Below are 12,527 nucleotides of genomic sequence, written 5' to 3'. Positions count from 1 at the left end.
CATCTGAAAAAGCCACCCGCCGGAGAGGCCGGCGGGTGGCGGGGTTGGGTGAGGCTGATCGCAAGTGCGATCAGGCGGCCTTGCTCTCCGGCTCGCCGGGAGCGGAGGTGCGGATCAGGTAGTCAAACGCGCCGAGCGAAGCCTTCGCACCCTCGCCCATGGCGATGATGATCTGCTTGTAGGGCACGGTGGTGCAATCGCCCGCCGCGAACACGCCGGGAACCGAGGTCTGGCCGCGCTCGTCCACCACGATCTCGCCGCGCGGGCTGAGCTCCAGCGTGCCCTTCAGCCATTCGGTGTTCGGCAAAAGGCCGATCTGGACGAAGATGCCCTCCAGCTCCAGCGTCTGGATCTGACCGGAAACGCGGTTCTCATAGGTGAGGCCGGTCACCTTCTGGCCATCGCCGAGCACCTCGGTGGTGCGGGCGGAAAGCTTCACATCCACATTGGGCAGGCTGTGCAGCTTGCGCTGGAGAACCTCGTCGGCACGCAGCTTCGAGTCGAACTCGAACAGGGTCACATGGGCGACCACGCCGGCGAGGTCGATGGCCGCCTCGACGCCCGAATTGCCGCCGCCGATCACCGCCACGCGCTTGCCCTTGAACAGGGGGCCGTCGCAATGGGGGCAATAGGCCACGCCCTTGGAGCGATACTTGTCCTCGCCCGGCACGCCCATCTGCCGCCAGCGGGCGCCGGTGGCGAGGATGACGGTCTTGGACTTCAGCGCCGCGCCATTGGCCAGCTCGATGGTGATGCCATCATCACCGGGCACGAGCTTCTCGGCCTTCTGGAGGTTCATGATGTCCACGTCATACTCGCGCACATGCTGTTCCAGCGCGGTGGCGAGCTTGGGGCCCTCCGTGTAGGGCACGGAGATGAAGTTCTCGATGGCCATGGTGTCCAGCACCTGCCCGCCGAAGCGCTCGGCCGCGACGCCGGTGCGGATGCCCTTGCGCGCCGCATAGATGGCCGCCGCGGCACCGGCCGGGCCGCCGCCCACCACCAGCACCTCGAACGGGTCGAGAGCTGCCAGGCGCTTGGCCTCGCGCTCCACCGCGCCGGTGTCGAGCTTGGCGACGATCTCCTCGACGCCCATGCGGCCCTGGCCGAACACTTCGCCATTCAGATAGATGGTGGGCACCGACATCACCTGGCGCTCTTCCACTTCCTTCTGGAAGAGGGCGCCGTCGATGGCCGCGTGCTGGATCTTCGGATTCAGCACGGCCATGAGGTTCAGGGCCTGCACCACGTCCGGGCAGTTCTGGCAGGACTGGGAGAAATAGGTCTCGAACTTGAAGTCGCCGTCGAGGCCCTTGATCTGGTCGATGACCACCTGCTCCACCTTGGGCGGATAGCCGCCGGTCTGGAGCAGCGCCAGGATCAGGGACGTGAATTCGTGGCCCATGGGCAGGCCGGCGAAGACGAGATGGATATTCTCACCCGGGCTGTTGAGCGCGAAGGAGGGGACGCGCGCGCCCTCGGCGCCACGGCTCTCGGTGAGGGTGATCTTGTCGGAGAGCGGGACGATGTCGTTCAGCAGGTCCAGGGTTTCCTTGGACTTGGCGCCGTCGTCCACGAAAGCGGTGATCTCGATAGGACGGACCACCCGCTCCAGATAGGTCTTGAGTTGAGCCTTCATCGTGTCGTCGAGCATGGCAATCCTCCGATGAACATCAGGGAGAAAATTCCGGCCGGTGGCGGCAGCCTTCCCCATGGGAGGGGAGGGCTGCCTTGCGCGCGATCAAATCGCGGCGCGACCGGATGTCGGCGTGATCAGATCTTGCCGACGAGGTCGAGGGACGGAGCGAGGGTCTTCTCGCCTTCCTGCCACTTGGCCGGGCACACCTCGCCGGGATGGGAGGCGACGTACTGGGCGGCCTTCACCTTGCGCAGCAGGTCGGCGGCGTCACGGCCGATGCCCTCGGCGGTGACTTCCATGGCCTGGATCACGCCGTTCGGGTCCACGATGAAGGTGCCGCGGTCGGCCAGGCCCTGGCCGGGACGGAGCACTTCGAAGGCGGTGGACAGCTCGTGGGTGGGGTCGCCGAGCATGGTGTACTTGATCTTGGCGATGGTGTCGGAGGTGTCGTGCCACGCCTTGTGGGTGAAGTGCGTGTCGGTGGACACCGAGTAGATCTCCACGCCGAGCTTCTGGAACTCAGCATAGTGATCGGCCACGTCGCCGAGCTCGGTCGGGCACACGAAGGTGAAATCGGCCGGATAGAAGAAGAACACGGACCACTTGCCGGCCAGGTCAGCGTCGCTCACCTCGATGAACTTGCCATCCTTGAAAGCCTGGGCCTTGAAGGGCTTGATCTTGGTATTCACGAGAGACATGACATTTCCTTGGGTCAGGTTGCGATGCAGAAGGGCCGAAAGCCTTCGCGACGCAACATATGGGGATGGTCCGGATAAGGAAAATAGATAAATTCGTCATTTTTGATAGACGCAGCCTATCAATTATCGCCTAAATGGCTCGTGGCAAAGGCTTTTGACGAGGTGTCGCAGGGGCGCAGGGGACCGCCGCGCCGGCCGTTGCGCGGTGCGGCAGAACGGCGCAGCCTCCGTTGCTGCGGCTGTGGCCCCGTGGCGGGCTCAGCCCGAGCGCCGGCGACCACGTTCGCCTCTCAGCTTTCCTGGGGCGGACGGCGATGGGGCAAAAGCACGAGCAGCGCGCCGGTGAGGATCAGCGCGATGCCGATGGCGGCCGCCAGGGTCCAGTGGAAGGCCTCGAACCAGGTGGACAGGGCCAGCGCCACCAGCGGGAAGAGCACGGTGGCATAGCCCGCGCGGCTCGCGCCGATGCGGCGGATAAGGAGGAAATAGACCGCGAAGCCCGACAGGGTCTGCGCTGCCACCAGATAGAGCAGGGCGCCCACATAGCGCGTGGTCCACTCCACCATGAAGGGCGCGCCGCGAGCCAATGCCATCAGCACCATGATGACGAGGCCATAGAAGAAGCCCCAGGCGGTCATGGATACCAGCGGATAGCCGCGCCGCCCGGCAACGCCGGAAACCAGGCTGCCGACGGAAAAGCAGAAGGTGCCGGCCAATGAGAGGGCCAGGCCTTCGCCCGCCCCGTGAATCCCTTCGCCCGAGGCCAGGGATGGGCCGAACACCAGCGCCAGCCCCACGACCCCGACCACGGCGCCGGCAATCACTTTCGGGTGCAGCGGCTGGCGCAGGACGGCGGCGCCGATGAGGGGAATCATCACCGCCGCCAGCGCGAACACCACCGACAGCAGACCCGAGGGCAGATGGTAGCCGGCATAATAGAAGGTGATGAAATTAAAGGAGAAGAGGCTTGCGCCCAACAGCGCGAACACCAGGTGATCGCGCCAATGGAACAGCACCCGCTCCCGCCGCACGGCGAGCAGGACGAACATCACCACCGTGGCGATGAGGAAGCGCCAGACCAGGGAGACTTCCGGCGCCACCACGCCGAGCTGCATGCGCAAAGGCAGCCAGCCACTGCCGAAAATGAGCACGGTAATCGCATAAAGCACCAGGTCCACGGGCCCGAAGGCGGTGGGCTGGTGCGCGCGGGCCGACGGCATGGGCTGCTCCAGGAAGCCTTCCGGAGCTGGGAGGCTTCGGCGTTTGGTGGGAGGGGCCTCGTCCGGCCCTGCCCATTGAGAGGGCGCGCACCGCCGACGCGAGTCATCCCTATCCTAAAGGCGAAGCTCGCGCCGTCTGCCGTCTTCGCCATGCGATGAGTGCATGGCTGTTCAGCGTAAGGGACGGGGTCAGTAGGCGAGGGCTGAGAATGCGGGCTCCACCGAGCCGGCCCAGTCGCCATGGAAGTGATCCAGCAGCGCCTCTGCCGGTGAGCGGCCGGAGAAAGCGGCTTCCTCGAGGGGGGCCAGGAAGCGGGTTTCATCCCGGCCCTGGCGGTCCAGGTGCCTGCGCCGCGCGAGGCCGGCGCTGGAGAGGGCCAGGACCTCGCGAGCCACTTCCCGCAGCTTGCGCCCGCGGATTTCCGCATGGAGCGCGAGACGGGGCACGTCATCCCGCAACTGCTGGCGTTCCTCGGCGGTCCAGTCCTTCACCAGCTCCCAGGCGGCGTCGAGGCTCTTGTGATCGTAGAGCAGGCCGGCCCACAAGGCGGGCAGCGCGCACAAGGTGGCCCAGGGGCCCGCATCGGCGCCACGCATCTCCAGGAAGCGCTTCAGCCGCACCTCGGGGAAGATGGTGGAGAGGTGATTCACCCAATCCGAAAGGGTCGCGGTCTGGCCCGGCAAAGCAGGGTGCCGGCCGGCCAGGAGATCGCGGAAGGAGCTGCCGGCCACGTCGATATAGCTGTCGCCGCGCTTTACGAAATACATGGGCACGTCGAGGGCATAGTCCACATAGCGCTCGAAGCCGAACCCGTCCTCGAAGGCGAAGGGCAGCATGCCCGAGCGGGCATTGTCCGTGTCGCGCCAGATCTCCGAGCGGAAGGACAACAGGCCGTTGGGCTTGCCCTCGGTGAAGGGGGAGTTGGCGAACAAGGCGGTGGCCACCGGCTGCAAGGCCAGGCCCACGCGCATCTTCTTCACCATGTCGGCTTCGCTGGAGAAGTCGAGATTCACCTGCACGGTGCAGGTGCGGAACATCATGTCGAGGCCGAGCGTGCCCACCTTGGGCATGTAATTGGCCATGATCTTGTAGCGGCCCTTGGGCATGACCGGCGTCTCCGCGCGGGTCCATTTGGGGCTCATGCCGATGCCGAGGAAGCCGATGCCGAGGGGCTGCGCCACTTCCCGCACCTGGGCCAGGTGGGCGTTCAGCTCGGCGCAGGTCTCGTGAATGGTGGTGAGCGGCGCGCCGGAGAGCTCGAACTGCCCGCCCGGCTCCAGCGAGATGGCGCCGCCGCCGGTCACGTCCGCGAGGCCGATGATGTGCTCGCCCTCCATGATCGGCTCCCAGCCGAGCAGGAGGCGCATGCCCTCAAGGAGCTTGCGGATGCCCTTGGGCCCCTCATAGGGCACCGGCTCGTGGCGGGCGAGGGTGAAGGGGATCTTCTCGTGCTCGGTGCCGATGCGGAAAGCGCTTTCCGGTTTGTTGCCCTGTTCCATCCAGGCGATCAGTTCGTCGCGGGAGGTTATGGGAGTCGCGTCGAGCGTATCGCGGGCCATATGGGCATCTCTTCAGCACGTCGGGGCGCGCCCTGGGCGCGCTTTGGGGCGCGCGACCATACACGGCTGTCTCGTGGAGGCAAACGGGGGCGATGCCGGGCGCGGCGCCGCAGGCCCCCGCCGCTCACGCTCGCGCTTGTTCCGCCGGCGTGCGCAAGGCCCGTGGGCGTGCGCCGCGCCTCATTCGGCGCGCTGCGCGCCCGGCTCGCGGAAGGCGGCGAACACCAGCACGGTGAGCGGGGTCGCCAACAGTACCCCGAGAGCGCCGAACAGACTGCCGAACACCACCACCGCGAACAATGTCACCGCCGGCGGCAGCGACACCATGCGCTGCTGGAGCAGCGGCGTGATGATGTTGCTCTCGGTCTGCTGAACCGCGACGAACATGGCGAGCGTCCACAGGGCCGAATCCAGGCCGAGCGTCAGCGCGATGAGCAGGGCCGGGATGGCCGACACCACGGGTCCCACCATGGGCACGAATTCGGCCAGGGAGGCGAACAGGGCGAGGGCCAGAGCGGAGGGAATGCCCAGCACCGTCAGCCCGATGAAGGTGAGCACGCCCACCACCAGCATGGCGATGACCTGCGCCTTCAGGAAGCTACGCAGATCATCGGTGATCAGCGTCAGGCGCTGCAGCACGCGCGGGCGTTCCGCCTCTCGCCAGAAGGCCAGGAACAGCTTGCGGTAAAGCTTTGGTTCCACCGCGAAATAGAGCCCGCCGACCACGACCAGGAACAGGCCCACCAGCACCTGTGCCAGATTGCTGGTGAAGTTCTGCACGGCGGTGAGGATGACCGAGCTGGACGGCGCCGCCGCCTCCGCCCGCTGCAGCAGCTCGGGCATCATCTGGCTGAGGTGGAAGCGCGCCTCGAACACCGCCCAGGCCGTCGGCAGGTCCTCGATCAGGGCGCTCACCTGGGTCTGGATGGTGGAGCCGAACTGGTAGCCCACCAGCCCCAGGGCCCCCAAAACGAGCAGCGCCACGGGAAAGACGGCATATTGCTCGCGAATGCGAGTCAGCCGGGCGAAGGGCACCGCGAGGGTGTGCAGCGCCAGGGCCACCAGCAGCGCCGCGAAAACGGTGAGAAACACGCTGGCGAGCTGCCATGCAAAGTAGAAGCCCGCCACCACAAGCACGGCGATGGCGGCCATCCGCGCCACGTCCCGGTCCGACACCATGAGCTCTCCCCCCAGCCGCCCCAGAGGTAGCGTAATTGGCGGCATTTCCATAGGGCGTGGGCGCGCCCGGCTTCCGCTACGCACAGCCCCCTTCACCGCTCCCTTCATGGCGGGCGGCTGATTCTCTCGGTGCGGGGGCGGATGGCCTGCCAGGGCGTGCGCAAGCTCCCGGCCCCGGATGACCGCTCAAAGGCTTCACAGGCAGGGCCATGGCTGAGCCCGTCGACGCGCCCCCTTCACGCAAAGCTCGATTCGCCTTCGCGCGCAGGGGCACGAGGCTGCTTCAGTTTTTCATGGAAATGCAGAAGCCAGCTATTCGCGTGTTTCCGGGCGTTTCCTTCACGCGCGCCGGTGCCCCCGTCGCGTGGAAACGCCCTAATGCACGCTCAGCCGGAACAGCAGGTCGCGCACGGCTTCGCGCAAGGGCCGTGGGGCCAGCTTGCCGAGGCCGATCAGGGCTACCAGTGGCCATGGGAAGTCCACCCGTCCGCGTCCGCGGGCGGCGGCTCGGGCGATGTGGCGGGCGGCCTTGTCGGCGCTCCATTCCAGCGGGCGCCAGCCTTCATAGTGGTCGCTCATGCCGGTGGTGAGGAAGCCGGGGCAGGCCACCGTGACGCAGATGCCGAAGCGCCGCAGCCACGGCCGCGCCGCCTCACCCCAGGCGAGAAGTCCGGCCTTGCTGGCGCAATAAGCGGGCTGGTCGGCCAAGGGTTCCAAGGCGGCCAGGGAGGACACCAGGATGATGCCGCCGCGCCGCCGGGCCTGCATGGCCGGCAGCAGGGGCACGACGGTGGCGAGTGCCCCGGAGAGATTAGTTTCGATCTGGGCCAGGACCGCGTCGAGGGGTTCGGGCGCGCCATCGGGGCCGACGCTGGCTTCCACGCCCGCATTGGCCACCACCAGGTCCACGGGGTGGGCGGCATCGTGCACGGCCAGCGCGGCCGCGAGGCGCTCACCGTCGCGCACGTCGCATGCGAGTGCCGTGACCTGGGCCCCGGCGGCGATGCAGGCGGCGGTGGTCGGCTCCAGCCGCTCGGCGCCGCGGGCGATCAGCAGCAGGTGCACGCCGGGGGCCGCATAATGCCGGGCGAAGGCCGCACCCAGCCCGCCTGAGGCGCCAGTGATGACGATATGACGGGGGGCCGGGGGGGCACTCATCGGGGGCTGTCGGCCGGTGCCGGGGCGGGTGTGGAGAGGATGCGCCGCGTCGCGCCGGCGATGGCGGCGGCGATGCCGTCGTCGCAGAAGAAGCGGCCGTTGATCTGGGTGCGCTCCAGCAGCACGCGCTTGTACGCCGCCCACAGCTCCGGGTCCGGCGGTTCCGCCTTGGTCCAGAAATCGTCCAGGGAGCCCTGGAAGGCGAGGCCGGGAATGTCGTAGGTCGCGCGGCCCAGCACCTTCAGCGGCACCCCCTGGTTCAACGCGAAGGTGGCCGAGGTGGAGTTGATCACCAGCGTGCCGGAGGAGGTCGCGATCAGGGGCACGATATCCCCGCTCTCCACGAAGACGAGGCGGTCGGCGAAGCCGTGGCGCGCCGCGAGCTTCTCGATCTGGCGGCCCCGGTCGCGCAAGGGCACGTCGAAGGGATGGCGCTTCACCAGCAGGCGCGCATGGGCCGGCGCCGCCCGCGCGAACGAGGCGAAGACGAGTTCCGTGGCTTCCGTCATGTCGCGGAAGTCGGAATGGACGCGAATCTGGAAGTCGCCATCCAGCTGGAGGGGCAGGATGTAGTACGGTGCGTGCGAGTCCTTCAGCGCCTTGCGCGTGGCGCTGTCGCGCTTGGTGATGGCGCGCTCGCGCGCGAATTGGCGCAGCCAGCCGGCATATTCCAGCACCGGATGGGGCATGGTGTGCCGACGGTAGTGGGGATAGGCGAGGGCACCCAGCAGCAGGTTTGAATTCCAGGCCACGTCCCAGACCGCCCGCAGCGCGAATCGGTCATGGAAGATGCGCGCCTTCGGAGCCGGGCCGAGCAGCGCGGCTTCGGCCAGCAGCACCTGCGGGTCACGGGGGAAATCAGAGAATGCGTTCACCCCCTCGTGCTCAAGCGTAATCCAGTGGGGGCGCAGATACCCATCCTCGAACAGGTGCCGGCGAATCCCAAGGGCGCGCGCCACGACAATCGCCTCGGCGTGGTAGAAGCGGCAATCGCCGAACAGCACCAGGTCCGTGACACCGTTTTCGCGCATCAGGCGGGAGACGAACTGGCGCCAATTCCGCGGGCGCCCGCGATAAGACACAGCCTTGCCGGGCCAGAACACCCACTCCGCAGCGCAAAGATGCACCTTGAGGATGCGCGCGCCACGGCTTTCCAGCGCGCAGGCAAGGCCCCAATGGAATTGCGAGGCGGCCCCCTGAAGCATCAGGACCACACGGCCGTGCGCATCCTGACCGGGCGCGAGGCGGTCGTCCGACGTCACCGGCTGAGACGCCGGCTCTAGACCCCGCATGCGATCTCTCCATCCTCCCTCATGGCGCCCCCTCCGGCCCCGGGCCGCAGCGCCTCGCGCAGCGCACTTTCGTTTCCCGGCACCGTCAGTCCCGCACGCACGAAAACGCCCTCGCGCGGGTCGCGGCCGCCTTCTCTTAAACCTGTTTTGCAGTTGCGCAACGTCAAGGTCTGCCCAAAGAGATCGCGTCCGCTGCCACAAATGCCGCCGCCATGCGGTACCGCGAGAGGCGGGGCATCAGGAGCTGGGCGTGCGGATTGGGTGGTCGCATCGTCGTGTTCGTCGCCGAGAGCCAAGGTGTTTGGAGCCGTCCGCTACAGGCGCACTAGGTGCACCTCGCGAAACAGGATGGTGTGGCCTGCCGCCTGTCCATCGCTCTTCATGATTATGTTGATGAAGGTTTCCATATTCTTCGCGTTCTTTGGCACCCGCATCACCAGCGGGCGCTGCCCCGAGGTCAGCCGGCGCACCCGCTTCGGGGCGCGGGCGAAGGCCATGAGCCTGCCGATGAGGGAGCTGCGGAGGGAGTGGCCGCCTTTGTCGAGGACATCGCCTTCCAGATGGATCGCGACGTCCGCATCCGCGGCGAGGTCGTAGCTCAGGCCATAGGTGCCGGGGGGTAGCCCGAGCGCCATGCCGCGAATGAACTCGCCCTTGAACGCGGGCAAGGTGAGCCGGCGGCCGGACCTCGAGTATCGCGAAACAAAGAGTTCCGCTGGAATGGTCGTCTGTTTGTGGATGGCGATGTCGATTTTTATCTTCAAAGCGACATAGGCATAGGATCTTTTGTTGCGGATCCTGGCCAGCAGCCGCCTGGCCGCGCGACATTGGTGCCGATCACCAGTGGCCGGTCCGGACATGATGATGGACGCATAGCGAAAATACTCGCGGTCCGTGCTCTCTCCCCTGGCCAGGACATGGTCCACAAACGCGCCGATGCGGACATAATCATGCACCGCTGCGTGGATCGCGAGCCAGCGGCGGATATCGGCGGGCTTGCGGAAAGCATCCAGAGGCTGGCCCCTCGCCGCAGCGCGGGCCTCCTGCATGGTTCCGTTGCGAAATACCTGGAGCCAGGGCCGCTCCGGCAGGTCCGGAATGCCATAGCCGAGGCGTCGCAATTCGGATTGGACGGGCGCGAAGCCCGCGAGGGGCATCCCATAGGTCCGCGCCATCATGCCGACGGCCTTTTGTCGCCCGGCGCGGTCGAGCTGGGCGAGGGCACGCGCCACATAATGGGGCGAGGCGCCGCGCGACTGCCGGATGAGGTTGCGCAGGCCGCTCGGCCCGGTGCCCTCGATCACTTCCCGTGCGAAGGCGGTGCCGGCGCCACAATCGATGCAGGGCGACAGAAGGCTGTGGTCGACAAACCGGTTGGGGACCGCTCTCACCTGCGGAACGGCGGCGGCAATCGCCTGGAAGTGCAGCCGGTCTTCCCGGTGGCTGGGATCGAAGACGACGATGGCATCAGGCGGGGCGTCTCCGGCCTGGATCGCCATGCCGTCATGCAGATCGGGACGGTAATAAAGGCGTGGCCGGCGCTCGTCGAAGGCCTGCACATCCTGCGGCGCGACCGACCAGGCGGGCCCCAGAGCCACGGAGCGCTTGGCCGAGAACAGCGCGCCGTGCTTCAGCGCCGCATACCCGCCCATGCTGTGCCCATAGGTGATGATGCGCCGAAAGTTGCGAAGCCGGTCCGCAATGGCCGCCTTCAACTCCAGGATGTCGGTTTGGGGATACCATGCGTCGGCCAGGTCGACGAAACAGACGATGGAGTGGCCTAGCCTGCGGATGGGGGCCAGGCCCCAGATCGCCCCGGGCAAGGTCGCGCGCGGCGCGAAGGTCAGCACTAGCGTCTCGCCTGGCGTGAAATGGGCGTTCATCTGGACGTGGCGCGTGCGCTTGGAAAATGTGGAGACAGCAGCCGCGCGGCCACCCGCGCTGATCGCGCCGCCGGGCTGGACATTCATTTCGCCGCCTCCGCCCTCGTCATGTGATGGCCGTTTCCTCATTTTGAATGGCTGCCGCGCGCGTCAGGGCCGTGTCGTTCCGCGTGGCCCGGGCGCCCGCGCAAGGCCCTGATACAGAGAAAATAAGGCAGGCCATGGCTCGCGAAACGCGCCCTTGTCCCCCATCTTTTCGTGAGGCCCGCCCGTGCGCCGCGGCGTCGCGATGGTTGCCACGACGCGCTCTCGCGGAGTAGGTGAACACAAGACGAATGCGGCACCGCCGCGATATGGACTAGGACGACGATGACGGTTCACACGCGCCCCGCCGACGCCAAGAAACTCATCCACGGCGCCACCGGCGACTGGGAGGTGGTGATCGGCATGGAGGTTCATGCTCAGGTCGCCTCCAACGCCAAGCTTTTCTCCGGCGCCGCCACCGCTTTTGGCGGCGAGCCCAACGACCACGTCTCGCTGGTGGACGCGGCCATGCCCGGCATGCTGCCGGTCATCAACAAGGAATGCGTGGCGCAGGCGGTGCGCACCGGCCTTGGCCTGAAGGCGCAGATCAACCTGCACTCCGTGTTCGACCGGAAGAACTATTTTTATCCGGACCTGCCGCAGGGCTACCAGATCAGCCAGTTCAAATACCCCATCGTGGGTGAGGGCGCGGTGATCGTGGACCTGCCCGACGGCGAGAGCATCACCGTGGGCATCGAGCGGCTGCACCTGGAGCAGGACGCCGGCAAGTCCATCCATGACCTGTCCCCCACCCAGAGCTTCGTGGACCTCAACCGGTCCGGCGTGGCGCTGATGGAGATCGTCTCGCGTCCGGACCTGCGCTGCTCGGAGGAGGCGAAAGCCTATGTGACCAAGCTGCGCACCATCCTGCGCTATCTCGGCACCTGCGACGGCGACATGGAGAAGGGCAACCTGCGCGCCGACGTGAACGTTTCCGTGCGCCGGCCCGGCGAGGGGCTGGGCACGCGCTGCGAGATCAAGAACGTCAACTCCATCCGCTTCATCGGCCAGGCCATTGAGGTGGAGGCCCGCCGGCAGATCGAGATCCTGGAGGATGGCGGCTCCATCGACCAGGAAACGCGCCTGTTCGACCCCAATAAGGGCGAGACGCGCTCCATGCGGTCCAAGGAAGAGGCGCACGATTATCGCTACTTCCCCGATCCGGACCTGCTGCCGCTCGACATCAAGGCCGATTTCGTCGAGGGCCTGAAGGAGCATCTGCCCGAGCTGCCGGACGAGAAGAAGGCCCGCTTCATCTCCGAATACGGCCTCTCGCCCTATGATGCGGGCGTGCTGGTGGCCGAGCGCGACACCGCCGACTTCTTCGAGAAGGTGGCAAAGGGGCGTGACGGCAAGGCCGCCGCCAACTTCATCATCAACGAGCTGTTTGGCCGCTTGAACAAGGATGGCAAGGACGTCACCACGTCCCCGGTCTCGCCCGAGCAGCTCGGCGCCATCCTGGACCTGATCTCGGAGAAGACCATCTCCTCCAAGATCGCCAAGGACCTGTTCGAGATCATCTACACCGAGGGCGGCGACCCCAAGGTGGTGGTCGAAGAGCGCGGCATGAAGCAGGTGACCGACACCGGCGCCATCGAGAAGGTGGTCGACGAGATCATCGCCAAGAACCCAGACAAGGTGGCCCAGGTCCAGGCCAAGCCCACCATGCTCGGCTGGTTCGTCGGCCAGGCCATGAAGGCGTCCGGCGGCAAGGCCAACCCGCAGGCTCTCAACGAGATCCTGAAGGCCAAGCTGGGCATCTGAGGCTCGTTCGGGCGCCGCTTCCAGGCGGCGCCCCCTCACGTCCACCCGGC

9 protein-coding genes are annotated in these 12,527 nt (G+C 66.8%); 1 reads left to right on the top strand and 8 read right to left on the bottom strand.

Annotation, left to right across the window (positions count from 1 at the left end):
* Window positions 1-70 precede the first annotated feature (70 nt).
* The 8 genes from ahpF to L0966_RS04795 form a co-directional block, all read right to left on the bottom strand.
* Window positions 71-1,654, bottom strand: coding sequence for an alkyl hydroperoxide reductase subunit F (ahpF, locus tag L0966_RS04830; protein ID WP_234050682.1), 1,584 nt, complete (start codon window positions 1,652-1,654; stop codon window positions 71-73).
* 119 nt (window positions 1,655-1,773) lie between these two features.
* A complete protein-coding gene (gene ahpC / locus L0966_RS04825; protein WP_234050681.1) occupies window positions 1,774-2,337 on the bottom strand; it encodes an alkyl hydroperoxide reductase subunit C in 564 nt (187 codons plus the stop codon).
* Between the two features lie 290 nt (window positions 2,338-2,627).
* Complete coding sequence (locus L0966_RS04820; RefSeq protein ID WP_234050680.1) at window positions 2,628-3,557, bottom strand: DMT family transporter; 930 nt, start codon at window positions 3,555-3,557, stop codon at window positions 2,628-2,630.
* Window positions 3,558-3,746: 189 nt separating this feature from the next.
* On the bottom strand, window positions 3,747-5,117 hold the full coding sequence (locus tag L0966_RS04815; RefSeq protein WP_234050679.1) for a glutamate--cysteine ligase: 1,371 nt from the start codon (window positions 5,115-5,117) through the stop codon (window positions 3,747-3,749).
* A 180-nt stretch (window positions 5,118-5,297) separates the two neighbouring features.
* Complete coding sequence (locus L0966_RS04810) at window positions 5,298-6,296, bottom strand: AI-2E family transporter (protein ID WP_234050678.1); 999 nt, start codon at window positions 6,294-6,296, stop codon at window positions 5,298-5,300.
* A gap of 375 nt (window positions 6,297-6,671) precedes the next feature.
* Window positions 6,672-7,454 carry an SDR family oxidoreductase gene (locus L0966_RS04805; protein ID WP_234050677.1) on the bottom strand — a complete coding sequence of 261 codons (783 nt, stop codon included), beginning with the start codon at window positions 7,452-7,454 and terminating at the stop codon, window positions 6,672-6,674.
* Entirely contained in the window at window positions 7,451-8,746 is a 1,296-nt protein-coding gene (locus L0966_RS04800) for a capsule biosynthesis protein (RefSeq protein WP_234050676.1), read from the bottom strand. Before L0966_RS04800 ends, L0966_RS04805 begins: the two co-directional genes overlap by 4 nt.
* Before the next feature lie 314 nt (window positions 8,747-9,060).
* Window positions 9,061-10,716 (bottom strand): hypothetical protein, encoded by a 1,656-nt coding sequence (locus L0966_RS04795; RefSeq protein ID WP_234050675.1) that lies wholly within the window; start codon window positions 10,714-10,716, stop codon window positions 9,061-9,063.
* A 282-nt stretch (window positions 10,717-10,998) separates the two neighbouring features.
* On the opposite strand from L0966_RS04795, the gene gatB reads away from it, so the two are divergent.
* Window positions 10,999-12,477, top strand: a complete 1,479-nt coding sequence (gene gatB / locus L0966_RS04790; RefSeq protein WP_234050674.1) for an Asp-tRNA(Asn)/Glu-tRNA(Gln) amidotransferase subunit GatB — start codon at window positions 10,999-11,001, stop codon at window positions 12,475-12,477.
* The last annotated feature ends 50 nt before the right edge of the window (window positions 12,478-12,527 follow it).

The sequence above is a fragment of the Xanthobacter sp. NM-59 genome (genome assembly GCF_021401125.1).
GTDB lineage: Bacteria > Pseudomonadota > Alphaproteobacteria > Rhizobiales > Xanthobacteraceae > Xanthobacter.
The sequence above is the reverse complement of the archived record's forward strand: the minus strand, read 5'-3'. Positions and strand labels throughout refer to the sequence as shown.